General features: G+C 64.5%; 16 protein-coding genes. 10 read left to right on the forward strand and 6 right to left on the reverse strand.

Going from position 1 to position 19,333, the window contains the following annotated elements; all coding sequences use genetic code 11:
• Window positions 1–95: 95 nt before the first annotated feature.
• Both LMJ29_RS16965 and LMJ29_RS16970 read left to right on the forward strand, forming a co-directional pair.
• Window positions 96–1,199, forward strand: coding sequence for a saccharopine dehydrogenase family protein (locus LMJ29_RS16965; protein WP_229606704.1), 1,104 nt, complete (start codon window positions 96–98; stop codon window positions 1,197–1,199).
• Window positions 1,178–1,540: a hypothetical protein gene (locus LMJ29_RS16970; RefSeq protein WP_229606705.1), complete on the forward strand. Its 363-nt coding sequence runs from the start codon at window positions 1,178–1,180 to the stop codon at window positions 1,538–1,540. The genes LMJ29_RS16965 and LMJ29_RS16970 overlap by 22 nt, the downstream gene beginning before the upstream one ends.
• Window positions 1,541–1,599: 59 nt before the next feature.
• Here the strand turns inward: LMJ29_RS16970 and LMJ29_RS16975 are convergent, their stop codons facing one another.
• The 4 genes from LMJ29_RS16975 to csiR form a co-directional block, all read right to left on the reverse strand.
• Window positions 1,600–2,043 carry an SRPBCC family protein gene (locus LMJ29_RS16975; RefSeq protein ID WP_229606706.1) on the reverse strand — a complete coding sequence of 148 codons (444 nt, stop codon included), beginning with the start codon at window positions 2,041–2,043 and terminating at the stop codon, window positions 1,600–1,602.
• Window positions 2,044–2,177: 134 nt separating this feature from the next.
• Window positions 2,178–3,302, reverse strand: a complete 1,125-nt coding sequence (gcvT, locus tag LMJ29_RS16980) for a glycine cleavage system aminomethyltransferase GcvT (protein WP_229606707.1) — start codon at window positions 3,300–3,302, stop codon at window positions 2,178–2,180.
• A gap of 142 nt (window positions 3,303–3,444) precedes the next feature.
• Window positions 3,445–4,806, reverse strand: coding sequence for an L-serine ammonia-lyase (locus LMJ29_RS16985; RefSeq protein ID WP_229606708.1), 1,362 nt, complete (start codon window positions 4,804–4,806; stop codon window positions 3,445–3,447).
• A 292-nt stretch (window positions 4,807–5,098) separates the two neighbouring features.
• Window positions 5,099–5,827 carry a DNA-binding transcriptional regulator CsiR gene (gene csiR / locus LMJ29_RS16990; protein ID WP_229606709.1) on the reverse strand — a complete coding sequence of 243 codons (729 nt, stop codon included), beginning with the start codon at window positions 5,825–5,827 and terminating at the stop codon, window positions 5,099–5,101.
• A 177-nt stretch (window positions 5,828–6,004) separates the two neighbouring features.
• Here csiR and glaH point away from each other — a divergent pair, with 177 nt between their 5' ends.
• From glaH to LMJ29_RS17030, 8 genes are all read left to right on the forward strand, one after another.
• Window positions 6,005–6,979, forward strand: a complete 975-nt coding sequence (gene glaH / locus LMJ29_RS16995) for a glutarate dioxygenase GlaH (protein ID WP_229606710.1) — start codon at window positions 6,005–6,007, stop codon at window positions 6,977–6,979.
• 199 nt (window positions 6,980–7,178) lie between these two features.
• Window positions 7,179–8,408, forward strand: coding sequence for an L-2-hydroxyglutarate oxidase (lhgO, locus tag LMJ29_RS17000; RefSeq protein ID WP_229606711.1), 1,230 nt, complete (start codon window positions 7,179–7,181; stop codon window positions 8,406–8,408).
• Window positions 8,409–8,447: 39 nt separating this feature from the next.
• Window positions 8,448–9,806: an aspartate aminotransferase family protein gene (locus LMJ29_RS17005; RefSeq protein WP_229606712.1), complete on the forward strand. Its 1,359-nt coding sequence runs from the start codon at window positions 8,448–8,450 to the stop codon at window positions 9,804–9,806.
• A gap of 236 nt (window positions 9,807–10,042) precedes the next feature.
• Complete coding sequence (locus tag LMJ29_RS17010) at window positions 10,043–10,486, forward strand: GNAT family N-acetyltransferase (protein ID WP_229606713.1); 444 nt, start codon at window positions 10,043–10,045, stop codon at window positions 10,484–10,486.
• A 424-nt stretch (window positions 10,487–10,910) separates the two neighbouring features.
• The gene (locus LMJ29_RS17015) at window positions 10,911–12,692 is read left to right on the forward strand and encodes an ATP-dependent nuclease (protein ID WP_229606714.1); all 1,782 of its coding nucleotides are present in this window, start codon (window positions 10,911–10,913) and stop codon (window positions 12,690–12,692) included.
• The gene (locus LMJ29_RS17020; protein WP_229606715.1) at window positions 12,689–14,452 is read left to right on the forward strand and encodes an ATP-dependent helicase; all 1,764 of its coding nucleotides are present in this window, start codon (window positions 12,689–12,691) and stop codon (window positions 14,450–14,452) included. The genes LMJ29_RS17015 and LMJ29_RS17020 overlap by 4 nt, the downstream gene beginning before the upstream one ends.
• Before the next feature lie 65 nt (window positions 14,453–14,517).
• Window positions 14,518–14,970, forward strand: coding sequence for a hypothetical protein (locus LMJ29_RS17025; RefSeq protein WP_229606716.1), 453 nt, complete (start codon window positions 14,518–14,520; stop codon window positions 14,968–14,970).
• A 139-nt stretch (window positions 14,971–15,109) separates the two neighbouring features.
• Window positions 15,110–15,955, forward strand: coding sequence for a hypothetical protein (locus tag LMJ29_RS17030; RefSeq protein ID WP_229606717.1), 846 nt, complete (start codon window positions 15,110–15,112; stop codon window positions 15,953–15,955).
• 216 nt (window positions 15,956–16,171) lie between these two features.
• Here LMJ29_RS17030 and LMJ29_RS17035 read toward each other — a convergent pair whose 3' ends face one another.
• Both LMJ29_RS17035 and capA read right to left on the reverse strand, forming a co-directional pair.
• The gene (locus LMJ29_RS17035) at window positions 16,172–17,137 is read right to left on the reverse strand and encodes an AraC-like ligand-binding domain-containing protein (protein WP_229606718.1); all 966 of its coding nucleotides are present in this window, start codon (window positions 17,135–17,137) and stop codon (window positions 16,172–16,174) included.
• A gap of 103 nt (window positions 17,138–17,240) precedes the next feature.
• A complete protein-coding gene (gene capA / locus LMJ29_RS17040; RefSeq protein ID WP_229606719.1) occupies window positions 17,241–19,325 on the reverse strand; it encodes a caprolactamase subunit alpha in 2,085 nt (694 codons plus the stop codon).
• Window positions 19,326–19,333: the final 8 nt, after the last annotated feature.

A 19,333-nucleotide genomic window follows, 5' to 3' on the forward strand; every position in this document is an offset into this window, starting at 1 on the left:
GGCGCGGCCGACGCCGGCCGCGTTGCACAGGGATTGTGGTGGAAGGGCCGCCCGCGTGGCCCTTCCGACGATGACAAGCGACTCAAGGATGATCGATGCGCGTACTCGTGCTGGGCGGTCTGGGCAACTTCGGGGCCCGGATCTGTAAACGACTGGCCCAGGAGCCAGGGATCGAGGTGCTGGCCGGCTCGCGGAGCCTGCCGGCTGAGACGCCGTTCGGCGCCGGCCGCGTACGGCTGGTGCGCGTGGATATGGACGCGGTCGATTTCCCGCTGCGCCTGCAGGAGTTCGGCGTCGACCTGCTGATCCATTGCGCCGGGCCTTTCCAGCAGCAGGGTTACCGGGTGGCCGAGGCCTGCTGCGCCGTGGGCGTGCACTACATCGACATCGCCGACGGCCGCGACTTCGTCGCCGACTTTCCCGCGACCATGGCCGCCCGGGCCGCGGCGGCCGGGGTGTGCCTGATCTCCGGGGCGAGCACCGTGCCGGCATTGTCGTCCGCGGTGGTGGACAGCCTGGCCAGGCGCTTTGCCAGCATCGACGCCATCAGCGTGGCGATCGCCCCCGGCCAGCAGGCGCCGCGCGGCGTGGCGACCATGCGCGCGGTGCTCAGCTATGCGGGCAGGCCGTTCCAGCGTCTGCGCGACGGCGTCTGGCGCAACGTGTATGGCTGGCACGATCTGCGCGCCATCCACTTTGCCGGTCTGGGTACGCGCTGGGGTGCGGCCTGCGACATCCCCGACCTCGCGCTGTTTCCACAGCGTTATCCGACCGCCAGGACCATCGAGTTTCGCGCGGCTTTGGAGCTGCGCATCCAGCATCTGGTGCTGTGGGGGCTGGCGGGGATTCGCCGGCTGGGGGTGGAATTGCCGCTGGAGCGCTACGCGCCGCAACTGGAAGCCTTCACCCACCGCTTTCTCGACCGCTTCGGCGGCGACCGCGGCGGGATGATGGTGCGGGTTGCCGGCCGGCGCGCGGATGGCGCACCAGGCCAGGCCACCTGGCACCTGACCGCGCCGGACGGCAACGGCCCGGAAATCCCCTGCATGGCGGCGGTGCTGCTGGCGCTGCGCATGGCGGCCGACGGCCCGCCGGCCAGCGGTGCCCATGCCTGCATCGGCCTGCTGGAGCTGGAGGCGTTCGAGCCGGAGTTCCAGCGATGGGGGATCACCACGGAATGTTCGGTCGCCGCGTTCTGAGCGTCATCCAGACTACGTTGATCCAGCTGATAGCCGCCTGGGGACTTTATACGGCTGGGTTTGAGGGCTATCGCCTGTTCATAGGGCCAGTCAGGCGGGACATTTCCTTCGGCCTGCAACTGCACCACGGCATGTCTGTGTTGCTGTTTCTGGCCACCATGAACGCCATCTGCCGGGTCATCTGTTCCGGTCGGCGGGCGCGTCTCGCATCCGCGGGCTGCATGGTCGCCTGGACGCTGTTTTGGGTGAACATCTTTCCCTCCATGCCTTTGCGCAGCGGCCTGGTGGTCGGGGTAGGGGTTATCGCCCTTGCCCTTCCTGCGCTCTTGCGCCAGGCGTGACCACCGGCCGTTGGGAGGGGCGCCTGCCCCTGAGCGGAGACACTTGGCCGGGAACTGCTCTAATCGGGAATCTCCACCTCGACCAGCCTGGCCAGCTGGATCAGCGACTCCTGCCAGCCCAGGTAGCACTCCTCGACGGGAATGGCGTCGGGAATGCCTTCCTGCACGATGCTCAGCTCGGTGCCGCAGGACACCGGGCACAGCTCGACCGTGGTGTACATGGCGCCGGACAGGTTCGGGTCGTCGAACTGGTCCGTATAGCGCAGGCGTTGGTGCGGCACCAGGTCGAGGAATTCGCCGAAGAATGCATGCGCCTTGCCCGTGGTGAAGTTGGTGAACGACATCCGGTAGGTGCCGCCGACCCTGGGGTCGAAATGATGGACGTTGCCGGTGAAACCGTTGGGCGGCAGCCACTTGGCCATGGCGTCGGCGTCGAGGAAAGCGCGGTAGATCTGCTCGGGCGTCGCCCGCAGGATGCGGTGCAGGCGGATGGTGGAGGGCATGCTGGCGTCTCCTCTTGTTGTCGTGGGGCCGGACGGAGGGTGGCTCGCCTCCGGTGACAGTTGAGGATAGTTCGCGCCCTCGGCGCGGCCGCCCGGCAGCGACCGGCGGCGCGCCGCCGGCCGTGCCGGTCGCCTCAGCCGCGGTGGTAGCGCTGCGCCACGAACGGGGTCTTGACCACCTTCATCGGCACGCGCTTGCCGCGCACCATGGCCCACACCTCGCTGTCCAGCGCGGCGTGGGCGCTGGCGACGTAGCCCATGGCCAGCGGCGCGCCCAGGCTGGGGCCGAAGCCGCCGCTGGTGACCTTGCCGATCACCGTGCCCTCGGCATCGACGATCTCGATGCCCTCGCGCACCGGCGTGCGCTCCTGGGGCAGCAGACCGACGCGCTTGCTGGTCACGCCGTCGCGCTGCTGGGCGAAGATCCGCGCCGCGCCCGGGAAGCCGCCGGCGCGCACGCCACCCTCGCGCCGCGCCTTGGAGATGGCCCACTGCAGGCTGGCCTCGACCGGCGTGGTGGCGGTGCTCATGTCGTGGCCGTACAGGCACAGGCCGGCTTCCAGGCGCAGCGAGTCGCGGGCGCCGAGGCCGATCGGCTGCACCTCCGGTTCGGCGAGCAGGGCGCGGGCGAGCTGTTCGGCATGCTCGACGGGCACCGAGATCTCGAAGCCGTCCTCGCCGGTGTAGCCGGAGCGGCTGACATAGCAGGCGACGCCGCACAGCTCGATCTCGGCGAACTGCATGAAGGTCAGCCGGGCGACCTGCGGCGCCAGGCGCGCCAGCACCTCGGCGGCCTTGAGGCCCTGCAGGGCGAGCAGGGCGCGCGACTCGAACAGCGACTGGATCTCGCACTGGTCGCCGATGTGCTGGCGCAGGTGGCCGAGGTCCTGCTCCTTGCAGGCGGCGTTGACCACCAGGAACAGGGTCTGCGCATCGAGGCGAGCGACCATCAGGTCGTCGAGGATGCCGCCGTCGTCGGCGGTGAACAGCGCGTAGCGCTGCACGCCCACCGGCAGGTCGAGGATGTCCACCGGCACCAGGCGCTCCAGCGCCGCGGCGGCCTGCGGGCCGCGCAGGAGGATCTGGCCCATGTGCGAGACGTCGAACAGGCCGGCCTGGTCGCGACAGTGCAGGTGCTCCTTGAGCACGCCCAGCGGGTATTGCACCGGCATGTCGTAGCCGGCGAAGGGCACCATCTTGGCGCCGAGTTCCAGGTGCAGGGCGTGCAGCGGGGTACGGGCGAGGCTTGCGGTGGTCACGTGACGCACTCCATGGGGTGCGCGCGGCGCACCGGGTGGGGGAGGGCCGGCGGCTGCCGGGCTTATGGGCACGGATAGTCACAGGCCGGCGCGGCGCTGTGAAGAGGGGACGACGCGCCTCGTATCGGCCGCGTCGCATGCTTCAGCACTCGACGATGTTCACCGCCAGCCCGCCGCGCGCGGTTTCCTTGTACTTGCTCTTCATGTCCGCGCCGGTCTGGCGCATGGTGCGGATTACCCGGTCCAGCGACACGAAGTGGCGGCCGTCGCCGTGCAGGGCCAGGCGCGCGGCGTTGATCGCCTTGACCGCACCCATGGCGTTGCGCTCGATGCACGGCACCTGGACCAGGCCGCCGACCGGGTCGCAGGTCAGGCCGAGGTTGTGCTCCATGCCGATTTCGGCGGCGTTCTCCACCTGCTGCGCGCTGCCGCCCAGCACCTCGCACAGCGCGCCGGCGGCCATCGAGCAGGCCACGCCGACCTCGCCCTGGCAACCCACCTCGGCGCCGGAGATCGAGGCGTTCTCCTTGTAGAGCATGCCGATGGCCGCGGCGGTGAGCAGGAAGCGCTTGACGCCCTCGGCGCTGGCGCCGGGCACGAAGCCCCAGTAGTAGTGCAGCACCGCCGGGATGATGCCGGCGGCGCCGTTGGTCGGCGCGGTCACCACCCGGCCGCCGGCGGCGTTTTCCTCGTTGACCGCCAGAGCATACAGGTCGACCCAGTCCAGCGCGCCGAGCGGATCGTCGCTCTCGGCGCGGGCCTCCAGATGGCGCAGCAGGGCGGGCGCGCGGCGGCGGATGCCGAGCCCGCCGGGCAGCTCGCCCTCCTGGCGGCAGCCGGCGGCCACGCAGTCCTGCATCGTCTGCCAGAGGCGCGCGAGGCCTGCGCGGGTTTCTGCGTCGGCGCGCCAGGCCCGCTCGTTTTCGGCCATCAGCGCGCTGATCGAAAGCTCGTGCGCGGCGCACTGGGCGAGCAGCTCGGCGGCGCTGTGGAAGGGGTAGGGCAGGGCGCGCGCGTCCTCGCCGGCGGCGCTCTCGTCCGCAGCGACCACGAAGCCGCCGCCCACCGAGTAGTACTCGCCGCTGTGGATCTGCAGGCCGGCGGCATCGAAGGCGCGCAGGATCAGGCCGTTGGGGTGGCGGGGCAGGCTCTTGCGCAGCATCAGCAGATGCTCGCGCTCGACGAAGCGGATCGGCCGTTCGCCGCCCAGGCGCAGCTCGCCGCTGGCGCGGATCTGTTCCAGGCGCTGGGGAATGTACGTGGTGTCGATGCGGTCGGGTTGCTCGCCCTCCAAGCCGAGCAGCACCGCGCTGTCGCTGGCGTGGCCGCGCCCGGTGGCGCCCAGCGAGCCGTACAGCTCGATCTTCAGCCTGGCGGTGGCGGCCAGCAGGCCGGCCTCGCGCAGCTCGCCGACGAAGCGCGCGGCGGCGCGCATCGGCCCCACGGTGTGCGAGCTGGACGGACCGATGCCGATCTTGAACAGGTCGAAAACGCTGAGGGACATGGCGAGGCCTCCTCCGTGCTCCTCTCCACTGTACTCCTTCCCGGGGCGGGCAAGGGGGAGCGTCCCGGGCAATCGCACGAATGGCTGGCGAGCCTGGTCGATCCGCTGGGGAGCGAAGCCATTGGCCCAAATGCCCCGCCAAGGAAGGCGAATGAATTCGCCCCTACAGGCCGGAAAATTGGCTTTATGCGACCGCCGTGGGGGAACGTCGGCGGCCCGGGCCGGCCGGCCTTTCCGCGTGGGCGGCGTTGGGCGCAGGCGATGTTCGGTGGCAGCCGCGCCAGCCGTTCCGCTACTCGGCCAGTCCGCCGCGCCCGCCGGTCGCCTCGCCGCTGGCCAGGCCCCTGGCCTGCATCAGCTCGGTGATGATCGGCACCGGCCCCAGCAGGTGCTCGCGCATCAGCCCACAGGCGCGCGCCTGGTCGCGGGCGAGGATCGCCTCGACCAGGCTGGCGTGCTCGCGGCGCTTGGCCTCCAGCGCCTGTTCGGAGAACACCGTGTGCTGCAGCCACAGGTGGCGGTAGCGCTCGGCCTGGTCGAACAGGTAGGCGCGTACCTGCAGCAGCTGCGCCGAGCCGCAGCCGGCGACGATGGCGGTGTGGAACGCCTTGTGGCGGGCGTCCCAGACGCCCAGCTGCTCCTCGGCGTTGCGCACCTCGACCACCTTGGTCAGCGTGTGGGCGCGGGCGAGGATCTCCGCCTCCCAGGCATCGTCGCCGCGCTCGATGGCCAGGCCCAGCAGCATGGCCTCCAGGTTGGCGCGGGCGTCGTAAATATCGAACAGCTCGCCGAGCGACATCGGCGCCACCCGGTAGCCGCGCTGGCTGATGACCACCACCAGGCGCTCGGCCACCAGCTGCGACAGCGCCTCGCGCAGCGGGCCGACGCCCAGCCCGTAGCGCTCCTTGAGGCCGCTCATCAGCAGCTTCTCGTCGGGCTTGAACACCCCGCGGATGATGTCGCGCTTCAGCAGTTCATGTCCGCGGATCGCCAGATTCTCTTGGGAAACAGGGGTTTCCATATCGCCGTCCTTCCTCGTCGTGCGTCGACATCATACCCAATCGTTGGCGGGATGCCCGTTTCGTCGCTGAGCGTTGAAAATTTTTGACAGCTCGCAAAAATGTCGATATTTTTAATTTACGCCGACATTAACAAGAAACGTCTCATCCCCTTTGCCGCTTTGCCCAGGAGCGCCGTCATGAGCACCGTCGTCCAACTCAAGCCTTCCGTTGCCCAGCCGATCGAACCCCAGGGCTTCACCCTGGCGCCTTCCGCCCTGTCGCCGCGCCTGCTGCAGCTGACCTTCCCGCGCAGCACCGTCGAGGCCTACCTCGCCGCCACCGCCGAGTACCCGGTGCAGGCGCTGGAGTACAAGTCGTTCCTGCGCTTCCGCTGCGCGCGCCTGCTCGACGAGCTGTGCGCCAACACCCTGCAGCCGCTGCTGATCGAGACCCTGGCCGACCGCGACAGCGGCGCCCTGCTGATCACTCCGGAAGGGCTGGACTCGGTGGAGCAGGCCGAGGACATGGTCAAGTTCACCACCGCGGTGGCCCACCTGTTCGGCCGCTCTAACTACGACGCCATGAGCGGCCAGTACTACGCGCGCTTCGTGGTGAAGAACGAGGACAACTCCGACAGCTACCTGCGCCAGGCCCACCGGGTGATGGAGCTGCACACCGACGGCACCTTCGTCGAGCAGGACACCGACTACGTGCTGATGCTGAAGATCGACGAGCAGAACATGGAGGGCGGCGACTCGCTGCTGCTGCACCTGGACGACTGGGAAGGGCTGGAGCACTTCTACACCCACCCGCTGGCCCGTCGCGAAATGCGCTGGAGCGCGCCGCCGAGCAAGAACGTCAGCAAGGACATCTACCACGCGGTGTTCGATACCGACGTCGCCGGCCGGCCGATCATCAGCTACATCGACCAGTTCGTGCAGCCGAAGAACTTCGAGGAAGGCAACTGGCTGGCCGACCTCGGCGACTCCATCGAGAACAGCCCGGCCAAGCTGTCGGTGCGCGTGCCGGTGGGCAGCTTCCTGCTGATCAACAACCACTGCTGGCTGCACGGCCGCGACCGCTTCGTTGCCCACGCCGGCCTGCGTCGCGAGCTGATGCGCCAGCGCGGCTACTTCACCCACAAGAAGGTGCTGCGCCAGCCGCGGCAGTGACGCCGGACCCGCCAGTCACACCCGCGCGGCGTAGCCGGGGACGGGCGGGCAGAGGTCTTGAGTGGCATCATCCTCTGCCTTCCCGTTTCCCGCTGCGGCGCGCGGCCTGGACGGGCTTGCACAAGTCGTGGGGCGAATCGGATCCATGCGTGCGCCGCCCCGCGTGCCCCATAACCATCACACGACAAGGGCAGACAAGGTGTACGACTTCATCATCATCGGCGGCGGCATCCTCGGCATGTCCACCGCCATGCAACTGATCCGCGCCTACCCGGACTGCCGGATGCTGCTGCTGGAGAAGGAATCCGCGCCGGCGCGCCACCAGACCGGCCACAACAGCGGCGTGATCCACGCCGGCGTCTACTACACCCCCGGCAGCCTCAAGGCGCGCTTCTGCCTGGCCGGCAACCGCGCGACCAAGCAGTTCTGCATCGAGAACGGCATCCGCTTCGACGAGTGCGGCAAGCTCCTGGTCGCCACCAACGCGCTGGAGATGCAGCGCATGCAGGCGCTGTGGGAGCGCACCGAGGCCAACGGCCTGCAGCGCGAATGGCTGAGCGCGGAGGCATTGCGCGAGCGCGAGCCGAACATCACCGGCATCGGCGGCATCTTCGTGCCCTCCAGCGGCATCGTCAGCTACGCCGAGGTCGCCGCGGCCATGGCTCGCGAGTTCCAGATGCGCGGCGGCGAGATCCGCTACGGCACCGAGGTGATCGGCCTCGAGGAACGCCCCACCGAGATGGTGGTGAAGACCAGCGCCGGCGCATTCAGCAGCCGCTTCATGGTGTCCTGCTCGGGGCTGATGGCCGACCGCGTGGTGCGCATGCTCGGCCTCGACCCGGGCTTCAGCATCTGCCCGTTCCGCGGCGAGTACTACCTGCTGCCGGCCGAGCACAACCGCATCGTCAACCACCTGATCTACCCGATCCCCGACCCGTCCATGCCGTTCCTCGGCGTGCACCTGACGCGGATGATCGACGGCACCGTCACCGTCGGCCCCAACGCGGTGCTGGCGCTCAAGCGCGAGGGCTACCGCAAGCGCGACATCTCGCTGTCCGACACCTTCGCCATGCTCACCGACCCCGGCATCCTCAAGGTGCTGAAGAACAACCTGCGCCCGGGCCTGGTGGAGATGCGCAACTCGCTGTTCAAGCGCGGCTACCTGCAGGAAGTGCGCAAGTACTGCCCGAGCATCGAACTCAAGGACCTCAAGCCCTACCCGGCGGGTGTGCGCGCCCAGGCGGTATCGCGCGAAGGCAAGCTGATCGAGGACTTCCTGTTCCGCAACACCCGGCGCAGCGTCAACGTGTGCAACGCGCCGTCGCCGGCGGCCACCTCGGCCATCCCGATCGGTGCCTACATCATCGAGCAGATCGACGCCCAGCTCGCCGACCTGCCCGGGTTCAACAGGCAGCGCCAGACCGCCTGAGCCCCGAATGCCTTGCCCAACCCCCATGGAGCGTGCGTCATGAGCCAATCGCTGCAAGAGAAGGACATCCACTACCAGCTGCACCCCTATACCAACGCCCGCCTGCACCAGGAGCAGGGCCCGCTGATCATCGAGCGCGGCGAAGGCGTGTACGTCTTTGATGAGCAGGGCAAGGACTACATCGAAGGCATGTCCGGGCTGTGGAGCGCCGCGCTGGGCTTCAGCAACCAGCGCCTGATCCGCGCCGCGCAGCGGCAGCTCGAGACCCTGCCGTTCTACCACCTGTTCAGCCACAAGGCGCACCGGCCAAGCATCGAGCTGGCCGAGAAGCTGATCCAGATGGCGCCGGTGCCGATGAGCAAGGTGTTCTTCACCAACTCCGGCTCCGAGGCCAACGACACCGTGGTCAAGCTGGTGTGGTACCGCAACCACGCCCTCGGCAAGCCCGAGAAGAGCAAGTTCATTGCCCGCACCAACGCCTACCACGGCATCACCGTGGCCAGCGCCAGCCTCACCGGCCTGCCGGCCAACCACCGCGGCTTCGGCCTGCCGCTGCCGGGCTTCCTGCACGTCGGCTGCCCGCACCACTACCGCTACGCGCTGCCGGGCGAGAGCGAGGAGCAGTTCGCCGACCGCCTGGCCGCCGAGCTGGAGCAGCGCATCCTCGCCGAGGGCCCGGAAACCATCGCCGCCTTCATCGGCGAGCCGCTGATGGGCGCCGGCGGGGTGATTGTGCCGCCGCGCACCTACTGGGCCAAGGTCCAGCAGGTCTGCCGCAAGTACGACATCCTGGTGATCGCCGACGAGGTGATCTGCGGCTTCGGCCGTACCGGCAACATGTTCGGCAGCCAGACCTTCGGCATCCGCCCGGACATCATGGTGGTCTCCAAGCAGCTGTCTTCCTCCTACCAGCCGATCGCCGCGGTGCTGATCAACGACGCCGTGTACCAGCCGATCGAGGCGCAGAGCGGCAGCCTCGGCACCCTCGGCCACGGCTTCACCGCCAGCGGCCACCCGGTGGCCACCGCGGTGGCGCTGGAGAACCTGAAGATCATCGAGGAGGACAACCTGGTCGCCCACGCCGCGGCCATGGGTGAGCGCATGCACGCCGCGCTGCGTCGCTTCACCGACCACCCGCTGGTTGGCGAGGTGCGCGGCTGCGGCCTGATCGCCGCGGTCGAGCTGGTCGGCGACAAGGACAGCAAGGCGCCGTACCAGGCCACCGGCACCCTCGGCCGCTACCTGGCCGGCCGCGCCCAGCAGCACGGCCTGATCACCCGCGCCATGGGCGACGCCATCGCCTTCTGCCCGCCGCTGATCATCGACGAGAAGGAGATGGGGCTGCTGCTCGAACGCTTCGAGCGCGCGCTGGACGATACGGCGCAGTGGGTGGGTTGAGGTAAGAGCCGGCCGGTGCAATCTGTAGGGGCGAATTCATTCGCCAAGGGGTGCGAAGCGCCCCCCGAAACCCTCAAGGGCAGGCCATTGGCCTGCTTGGCGAATAAATTCGCCCCTACGGATCCGGTGGCACGCGATAGCCCGGGCCGGCGCAAGCCGGCCTTTTCGCGTCAGCAGACGCAGTAGAGCCGCAGGCATGCCCTGGCAACGGAGCGCAACCCGAAAAGGAGGACCCCTTGAACATCCCGGTCGTGCCGATCACGGCAGACAACACCGCCAGCGCGGTCGACGCCCTGCGCGAGCTCTGGCCGCACTACGCACCGGAAGAGATGGTGCGGGTGATCGACCAACAGCTGCGGCCCAACGGTTACCAACTGGCCGGCATCTTCGCCGACGACTCGCCCGCGGCCGCCGCCGTGCTCGGCTACCGCATCCAGCACTCGCTGTGGCTGGGCCAGTCGCTGTACATCGTCGACATCGCCACCCTGCCCGAATGGCGCGGGCGGGGCTTCGGCGACCGCCTCATGGAGTGGGCCGAAGCCGAGGCCGCGCGCCTGGGCTGCAGCGCCGTGCATCTGGACTCCGGCGTCGGCCGCGAGCGTGCGGCGGCGCATCGCCTGTACATGCGCCATCACTACCAGATCGGCTGCCATCACTTCGTCAAGAAGCTCGGGGGTTAGTCCGCGCGTGCTGAAGGATACGGTGCAGTGGGTGAGAGGAGGGCCGGCGTGAGCTGGCCCTTTTCTGTAGGACGCAAGAACGGTGTGGTGGTAGTGGCTTGTCCAGCGGGTTGCCTGCAGTCCGAGCAATCCTGTCACGGTGACGATTACTTGTTGACGACCCAAACCAGCCGGTTGCGACAGGCAGGATGCGGCCATTACCGGACATCAACGCCCAGACAGAACGCTGACATTGACACCGGCGGCACGCCTAGTTGATTTTGGAGACGTCAGCCACTGATGGCTCATGTCAGATACGGATATTCGGCTCTATCGCGAAATCGCGTTTCCTAGGGCAGGAGTCAGAGGAAGCCTCATAGGCGGTTCCAGCCCTACGCTAGACGTGCCAAAATCAAGAAAATATGGCTAAGGACGGGCATGCGGCATGTATTTGAGTAGAATAGTTATTAAGAACTATCGTTCCCTAAAGGCCGTGAATGTTCCCATTGCCCCAGGATCCTCTGTTGTAATCGGCGAGAACAGCGTCGGCAAATCGAATCTCTTCCAAGCCCTTCGGATTTGCCTTGATGTGCAGCTTTCGTCGACCTTCCGGTCGCTCCAGAAGGAAGATATTCACTGCCATATCGATCAGACTGGCCCGTTTCAGGTACTCATTGGCGTCGAGCTCTCCGGCTTCCAAGGAAACGAGAACGAGGAAGCTCTTTTACATGGGACGGAGATCGATGCGAACCGTGCTCGTCTATTCTACCGTTTTCGCCCCAAGAGGGCTGTCCGCGAGGCGTTGAGCCGTGACGAGTACGAAGGCCCCCTGACCCTCGACGACTTTGGATGGGAGCTGGCGGGCGGTGGCAACCCCCAAGTGGATCTCACTGAGATCGAATGGGACGATGAATTGGGTGACCTTGGCGCAACCAACGTCGGCTTGCAGTATCTCCAATCTTATTTGGTCGTGTTTCTCCCCGCTCTTCGCGACGTGGAGGCCGACTTGCAAACACGCCGGTCGACGCTTGCTCGCCTAATCGAGGCAAGCCAGATCAATGTCGCTGAACAAAATACCCTGATCGATGCCGTCAAGGCGGCAAACGACGAAATCGAAGCCTCGCCCACAATCCAGACGATTGCGGGAGCGATTGACACCGCTTTTAAGGAAATTACCGGGCCGGCGTTCAGCCTCAATGTGGATCTTGGTCTGTCCTCACCAACCTTCCAGTCCATTATTAGGAACCTGATTGTCCTGCTGACAAGTAACTTAGTCACTCAGTTTGAGCCGCGCCGGAATGGCCTCGGCCTCAACAACATCCTCTATATCGCAATGCTCGTGGAGAACTTCCGAAAGCGCTCCGCTAATGGGAAAGCAGCAGGCGAACTGCTTCTGATCGAAGAGCCGGAAGCGCACCTGCATCCCCAACTCCAGAGTACATTGATAGAGGCACTGCGGAGTTTCTCTTTCCAGTCGCTGGTTTCGACACATAGCACACAGATAACCGCCAAGGTGCCGCTAGAAGCCTACGTCGTGCTGACTACGACGGCGGAAGGCACACCATTCGCCGCGGCTCCAGCCTCCACTAACGATCTTTCTCTATCCGACCAGCAGGACCTGAACCGTTATCTCGATGCGACCAAATCTAACCTTCTTTTTGCAAGGAAGGTGATGCTGGTAGAGGGAGCAGCCGAGCTCCTCCTAGTACCACCGCTCGTCAAGCAGATCATGGGAATCGATTTAGAGCGGGAAGGGATTTCCGTTGTGGCGGTCCACGGTGCTCACTTCGCGCCGTTCGCCCGTCTCTTCAACGGCAGTTGCCTGCCAAAGGCCTGTGCAATTGTGGGTGATGCCGATCAGGAAGTGGAAGCGGTCGACCCCGATGACGATGTGCCCATGCCGTCGAATCTCGGCGCGCTGGTGGGGCCATTTGTGCGCGTATTTCTCGGTGCGACCACGTTCGAGCGCGAGCTGACAACAAGCGGAAACTTGAAGATGCTCGCAAGTGCTGCCAATGAGCTGGGGGCTCCTCGGCTCAAGAGGACGCTTGAAGTACAGGATCTCATTGGTGGAGATGTGCCGGATGATTTGAAGGCAAAGGTTCTTCGGACTGCGAAGCGTTTTGGCAAAGGACGATTTGCTCAAGTCACTGCTCGCCACATAGCTGAAGCGGGTGACTTGCCGCCGTATATCTTCGAAGCGGTGGAATGGCTGCGGGCGCAATGAGACTTACAGACGAGCAAAAGACTGCTGTTGCCCACGACGGCAATCTCCTTCTCACGGCATGTCCTGGTAGCGGAAAGACCCGGACGCTTATCGCGAAGGCAGTGCGTGAGATTGAAGAATTACGGGGCTCCCCCCGCCGTGTCTGCTGCATCACGTATACCAATTCGGCTGCACAAGAGATCGAACAACGGGCCTCACTCCAAATGCAGGATGGCGACGCCACCCATCTATCGGTTTCCACCATCCATGCCTTTTGCCTTCAGGAAATTCTGCGTCCTTATGGCTGGCTTCTTCCTGAATTCAGTGGTGTGATGCGAGTTCTTACTCGCGACAATCCGGACTTCGAGGAAATCGCGAACCATGCAGCGGCCCAAGTTGGCCTGCGTCAACTTAAACTACGCGAGTACGATGACTTTGAATCCCTGAGCGTCAACGCTGCTGGAGAGCTCATCGGGCAGTCCGCTCAAAATACGGCAGTCTCAATGGCTTCCCCCTACTTCTGGAGACGGTGTGCCGAACTTGGCTACATCGACTTCTGCTCAATCATCTATAGATCGTATCGGATTCTGCGCGATCATCCGCGCGTGGCGAATTCTCTCTGCTCGAAGTTTGCTTGGTTTCTGGTCGACGAATTCCAAGATACGACGGAACTCCAGATCGAGATCCTCCGGCAGCTCTATGACGCCGGAGGATCCAAGTTCTTCCTCGTCGGCGATCTTGCGCAGTCTATATATGCCTTCACCGGGGCGCGGCCGGAGCTAGTGGTTCCGTTCGGCGAGTACATTAACGCCCGAACTGATCTGACATTGAGCCAAAATTTCCGATCCAGTGCTCATGTGGTGGATCACGCGGAGCGACTGTTTCCTCGCAATCCAGCTATGTCTGCGGTTGGGAAATACCATGCGTTTCAGGCAGAGCCTGTACTAATCCGTAACGTTACCGCCTTCGAGGCCATTACCGAGTATTTCCTGCCGATACTTGACGAACACGGGATTGGTCTCGGTGACGCGACGATCCTCGGTAAGGACTGGGCGTCGCTAAGCAACCTCTCGCGTCAACTGAGGAGCTTCGGTACGCCAGTAGTCGGGCCTGGCGCTCGCCCGTACCGGCGTTCTCGCCTATTCGCGACTCTTGCCGAGCAGCTTTGCGGAGCCATTGTGGAGACGCAGGCAGACACAATGCGCCAGCTTGAGCGCGCCGTCTTCCACGCTGTGCAGGAGATAACAGGTCAACCTAGGTTTGATGTTTTCAGCCACGAAGGCCGCGTCCTAATTATCCGGCTACTGCGCGCCGCGCGCCGGCATGCCGCTCATGACGGCGCACTTATCTGGCTTGATAACGTGTCGCAGGAGACAGGGAAGCTCATGTACGAGGCCGGACTCATTGATCTTGTTCAATCGGGCCTATTCTATGCCTCCGTTCAGGAGATGAAGATGGACATGGACCGCCAGCAGGTCGATACCGCCAATCTCCGGATCGAGGACCTCGGCTTGTTCGCCAGCCCGACGAAAGCGCTGCGGCTTTCAACTATTCACTACGCGAAGGGCCGCGAGTATGCCGCAGTGGCCTTGATCGGGCTCCGACAAGGTAGCTTTCCCCACTTTTATGCAACTTCTCCAGATGCCATTCTTAGCGAAAAGCGCCTGTTTTATGTCGGAGTAACCCGTGCAGAGAGGGTACTCATGTATGTCTCCGAACGCGACAGATGGTCGAATCCGCCCAGCCATTTCCTCGGTGCTGATGGAGTGGGGATGGTCTAATGGAACCCCCAGAGGAAACTTTCTCATAATTACCACTCGAATGCGCACGCAGCATGGAGCATTCTATGGCAGATAATGACATTGATCGGTTCGATCGCCTTACCGGCGCCGTCTTCGCAAGGCTTTATGAGTCCTTTCCTGTTGGTGTTGACCTAAACTCCATGGAGTTCTCCAGGGTGATTTCGCCTAGCGAAGAGCATGACGAATTATTTTGTCAAATTTTCAATCAAGACGAATTCTTTAACTCAACCGTTTTTTGGTTGCGAGACGCAGGTTTCATCACTTTTAGCAATACGACTCTAGATAACAGCATGGCGTATCAATGCAGACTAACCGCAAAGGCGCTTCAAGTTTTGAAATGTACCCCGGAGAGGGTTGGTGGGGAGACTCTCGGTGGTCGGCTAGGTGACGCAGTCAAGCAAGGGACAATGGTGGTCTTGGAGACGGTGGCGAACGAAGCGCTAAATCGCGGAGTCGGCTTATTACTCTCCACAGCAGCCGCTGCATTGCCCAGATAACCTAAAAAGGCATAAATAAAAAAGATGACATATCTATCTCCTCGCTCCAGTCATTTCTTTTGCATATTAACATGCGGGATGGCAGTGCTAAATTATACAAATAAACAATTACCTTTTCGGCTGACAGGGAGGACATTTAATGACCATTGTATGTGCTTGGGTTAGAGCCTCTAAGAGAGGGGCGGAGGAGCTCATTGTGTGCTCTGATAGCCGGCTGTCCGGCGGAGGTACGCTGGATTGTTCGCCAAAGGTTTTTCAACTTCCTAGAACGGACGCCGTAATTGCTTTTTCAGGGGCAACTTATCTTGCCTATCCATTGCTCCTCCAAATGACACAGGCAATCAATTCCCATGGCCCGATGAGGGATGGCGTTCTTGACTATGCTCGTCTAAAATCGTTTCTACTGAGATTGTTAAACGAGCTATTTGGCAGATTTGATACCTACCTGGATGCATTTAAAAAGCCAGAACATAATTTCCTGCTATGTGGGTATTCATGGTTCCACAAAGAATTTATGATTGATCGATTTGAATATGATCATTATGCAAATAGATTTCAGGCGCACCCAGTCGTTAAGGGGATAGGGAATTTCGGGAAAATTGCATTCATTGGTGATGTGCGTAAACAAGCAAATCATCAGCTTATAACTTTGCTGCGAAGACGTTATGGGGATGCATCAGTCTTGCCTAACAGTACCCTAGTCAAACGATATGACATGGAGCCATTTGAAATCATTCGCGATATGTTGAGAAGTGCAGGGCCAGAGGACTCGATTGGGGGCGCCCCTCAGTTAACCTCACTATGCCAGCATATGATTTCAAAGCCTCTGGGGATATTCTGGCCTGACAAGAATAGCAATGACGTATTTGTAAATGGAAGACCTGTCTTTGCGTTTGAAAATATTGATAGCTGGATTATTGATCCAGACTCCTTGAAGAAGTCTCACAAGTACTTATCAAGAAGAGAGCCGACTTTTGAGGAATAGAAAGAACCTGGAAAGGCTCTAGAAACTAAGCCGCTGAATCAGTTATCACCGCATCAGTGACCGCTTTTGGCCGTTCACTGCTGGCCGTCACTGAAAAATTATTGGCCATCCTGGACGAAATCTGTCTTCAGACTGCAGCAGGCTGGTCAAGAACTCCGCCTTGTCACACAAAAAACGCGACCTCCCTAGTCGCGTTTTTTTGTCCGACCCTCACCCTCACTCCCCCCGCCTCTGCAACCCCCCACGCACCTCCCGCGCAGTACAGCCGTACTGCTGGCGGAAGGCGCGGGTGAACTGGGCTTGGTCGTTGAAGCCCCAGCGGAACGCCAGTTCGCCGATCGACAGGTGGCAGTGCGGGTCGCGCAGTTGGCGGTGCACCGCCTCCAGGCGCTGCAGGCGGACCCACTCGCCGAGGGTGTAGGGGGTGGCGGCGAACAGCTTGTGCAGGTAGCGCAGCGACAGGCCGCAGGCCTCGGCGATCTGCGCCGGGTTCAGCTCGGGGTTGGCCAGGTGGCGTTCGATGTACTGCTCGACGCGCTGCAGGTGCACGGCGGCCAGCGTCGAGGTTTCGCTGTTGAGCACCCGCTCGTCCTGGCGCAGGGCCATCAGCAGGGTGGCCAGCGCCTGTTCCAGCAGCAGGTGGCGGGCGCTCGCGTCGCACTCGTCGAAACGCGCCGCGCACAGGCCGAGCTGTTCGACGAAGATCCGCCCGAGGCCTCGGCGGGCGTCGAAGCAGAAGCGGGTGTAGCGTTCCGCGCCGCGCAGCTGGCCGTGCAGGGCGCGCTCGGGCAGCTTGAACACCCAGAGGTCGTTGTCGGCGGCGTAGTGGAAGCGGTAGGGCGCATCGCCGCGTTCGACGATGAAGCCGCCGGGCTGGCAGCGCAGGGCGCGGCCGTCCTGCTCGAACTGCACTTCGCTTTGCCGCGGCACGGTGACCAGGTAGCAGGCCTCCGGGTCCTGGCTGACCTGGGCCTTGCTGCGCGAGTAGGCGAGCTGGCTGGAGCGCAGGCGGGAGAGGGTGAGCGGCGTGCTGGGCGTGTCCCAGACGTGCAGGCTGCCCTGGAAGGCGGCGCCGGGAGCGAACTCCAGGCTGAGAGGGAAGTAGGTGGAGCCGATAGCTTCTGCCCAGCGGAGCTGGCGTTCCTGTTGCGGCCAGTACCGGGTGGAGAGCTGTTGAGCCATGGCCGGTCCTCACGATTATCGTTGTTATGAGGACAGCGCGGCGGGGAGTGGAAATCCCTGCCGCGCTGTTATTTCGCCATCATTGGCCTGGGTGACCGGGTGGTCAAGTCCGTGGCGTCACCCGGTAGGTGGCGGACGGGGTGAGCGTCGCCTGCCAGCCCGGCGGGATGACGATGTTGGTGGTGCTTTCCTCGATCACGCACGGACCCTGCACGCTCTGGCCGGCCTGCAGGTGGTTGCCGTCGTACACCGGGGTGGCCTGCCAGTCGCCGTCGGCGCTGAACAGCATCTTGCGCAGGCTGGACGGGGCGGCCTCGCCGACCTCGGCCGGCTGCGGCAGTTCCGGCAGCGGCGGGCGCGGCAGGCGGCCGATTACCGAGCACTCGAGGTTGACCAGCTCCACCGGGCTGCCCGGCTCGCTGTAGGAATACAGCGCCTGGTGGCGGCGGTGGAAAGCGTCGCACAGTGCGGCCAGGCCCTGCTCGTCGAGCCGACTGCTGGCCAGCTCCACGCTGCACTCGTGGATCTGCCCGAGGTAGCGCATCTCCAGGGTGTAGTGGCACTCGATGGTGTCGGCGGCGAAGCCGTCCTCGCGCAGGTTGCCCAGGCCCTTGTTGCGCAGCTCGGCCAGCGCCCGGTTGAGGCGCTCGAGGTCGACGTGGCCGGCGTCCAGGCGCATCGGCAGGCTGGTCAGCTGGTCGTAGCGCATGTCGGAGAGGATCTGGCCGAAGGCGCACAGGCCGGAGGCGACCTTGGGGATCAGCACGGTGTGGATGCCGATCTCCTCGGCCAGGCGCACCACGTGCATGCCGGCCGCGCCGCCGGCGCCGATCAGGGCGAAGTCGCGCGGGTCGTGGCCGCGCTCGATGGACACCCGGCGGATGCCGTTGACCATGTTCAGGTTGACCAGGGTGGTGATGCCGTAGGCGGCGCGCTCGATGCTGATGCCCAGCGGGTCGGCGATCCTGCTGCGGATGGCGTCCAGCGCCGCCTGGCGGTTGAGGCGGATGCTGCCGCCGAGCAGGGCGCCGTCGGGCAGGTAGCCGAGCACCAGGTTGGCGTCGGTCACGGTCGGCTCAAGGCCGCCCTTGCCGTAGCACACCGGGCCGGGCTTGGCGCCGGCGCTGCGCGGGCCGACCTGGAGCATGCCGAACTCGTCGAGGTGGGCGATCGAGCCGCCGCCGGCGCCGAGGGTCTCCACCTGGATCATCGGCACGCCGATGCGCTGGCGCAGGAAGTCGACGTCCTTGCTGAAGTTGGTGCGCCCGGCGTTGGTCAGGGTGATGTCGAACGAGGTGCCGCCCATGTCGACGGTGATCACGTTGTCGATGTCGAACGGTTTGGCCACCGACAGGCCGGCCTGCGGCGCCGAGGCCGGGCCGGAGTTGATCGCGTTGACCGCGCGCTCGCGCATCATGCCGCCCGGCGCCAGGCCGCCGTTGGACTGGAAGTAGCGCACCGGCTGCTGGGCGCCGAGCTCCTCGAACAGCGCGTCGATGCGCTCGACGTAGCGCGCCATCACCGGGCTCAGGTAGGCGTTGACCACGGTGGTGGAGGTGCGGGTGTACTCGCGGATCTGCGGGAACACCTCGACGCCGGTGCAGACGAACACCCCGGGCAGGGCGGCGCGCACCATCTCGGCGGCGCGCAGCTCGTGGGCCGGGTTGCGCACCGACCAGACGAAGGAGATCGCCACCGCCTCGACGCCCTCGGCGCGGAAGTACTCGATGGCCTCGCGCACCGCGGCCTCGTCCAGCGGGCTGTACTCGCGGCCGTCGCTGAGGATGCGCCCGCCCACCGGGCGGCGCAGGTGGCGCGGCACCAGCATGTGCGCCGGCGGGTAGTGGGCGTCGTAGCGGTGGCCTTCCTCCTTGTGGCCGAGGCGGATCTCCAGGCTGTCCTCGTGGCCCTCGGTGCACAGCAGGCCGACCTTGACCCCGGTGCGCTCGATCAGCGCGTTGAGCGCCACGGTGGTGCCGTTGATGCACAGGTCGCAGTCGGCAATGATCTCGGCCGGCGAGCGGCCGACGGCGTCGGCGATCTGCGCCAGACCGGCGCGGATGGCCAAGGTGCCGTCCTGCGGGGTGGACGGCGCCTTGAACAGCTGCACGCCGCCGTCGCGGTCGGCGAGGATGAAGTCGGTGAAGGTGCCGCCGGCGTCGATGCCCAGACGATATTGGTTACGCATGTCGATGT

Origin of the sequence: Pseudomonas oryzagri, assembly GCF_020831405.1 — a bacterium.
Taxonomy (GTDB): domain Bacteria; phylum Pseudomonadota; class Gammaproteobacteria; order Pseudomonadales; family Pseudomonadaceae; genus Geopseudomonas; species Geopseudomonas oryzagri.

Bases quoted from the DNA above. Each gene is read 5' to 3' on its own strand.
- LMJ29_RS17030 (WP_229606717.1), top strand. From the start codon at position 15,110: ATGACCATTGTATGTGCTTGGGTTAGAGCCTCTAAGAGAGGGGCGGAG.
- glaH (WP_229606710.1), top strand. From the start codon at position 6,005: ATGAGCACCGTCGTCCAACTCAAGCCTTCCGTTGCCCAGCCGATCGAA.
- LMJ29_RS17005 (WP_229606712.1), top strand. From the start codon at position 8,448: ATGAGCCAATCGCTGCAAGAGAAGGACATCCACTACCAGCTGCACCCC.
- LMJ29_RS17020 (WP_229606715.1), top strand. From the start codon at position 12,689: ATGAGACTTACAGACGAGCAAAAGACTGCTGTTGCCCACGACGGCAAT.
- LMJ29_RS16985 (WP_229606708.1), bottom strand. From the start codon at position 4,806: ATGTCCCTCAGCGTTTTCGACCTGTTCAAGATCGGCATCGGTCCGTCC.
- LMJ29_RS17015 (WP_229606714.1), top strand. From the start codon at position 10,911: ATGTATTTGAGTAGAATAGTTATTAAGAACTATCGTTCCCTAAAGGCC.
- LMJ29_RS17035 (WP_229606718.1), bottom strand. From the start codon at position 17,137: ATGGCTCAACAGCTCTCCACCCGGTACTGGCCGCAACAGGAACGCCAG.
- capA (WP_229606719.1), bottom strand. From the start codon at position 19,325: ATGCGTAACCAATATCGTCTGGGCATCGACGCCGGCGGCACCTTCACC.
- LMJ29_RS16975 (WP_229606706.1), bottom strand. From the start codon at position 2,043: ATGCCCTCCACCATCCGCCTGCACCGCATCCTGCGGGCGACGCCCGAG.
- csiR (WP_229606709.1), bottom strand. From the start codon at position 5,827: ATGGAAACCCCTGTTTCCCAAGAGAATCTGGCGATCCGCGGACATGAA.
- LMJ29_RS17025 (WP_229606716.1), top strand. From the start codon at position 14,518: ATGGCAGATAATGACATTGATCGGTTCGATCGCCTTACCGGCGCCGTC.
- LMJ29_RS16970 (WP_229606705.1), top strand. From the start codon at position 1,178: ATGTTCGGTCGCCGCGTTCTGAGCGTCATCCAGACTACGTTGATCCAG.
- LMJ29_RS16965 (WP_229606704.1), top strand. From the start codon at position 96: ATGCGCGTACTCGTGCTGGGCGGTCTGGGCAACTTCGGGGCCCGGATC.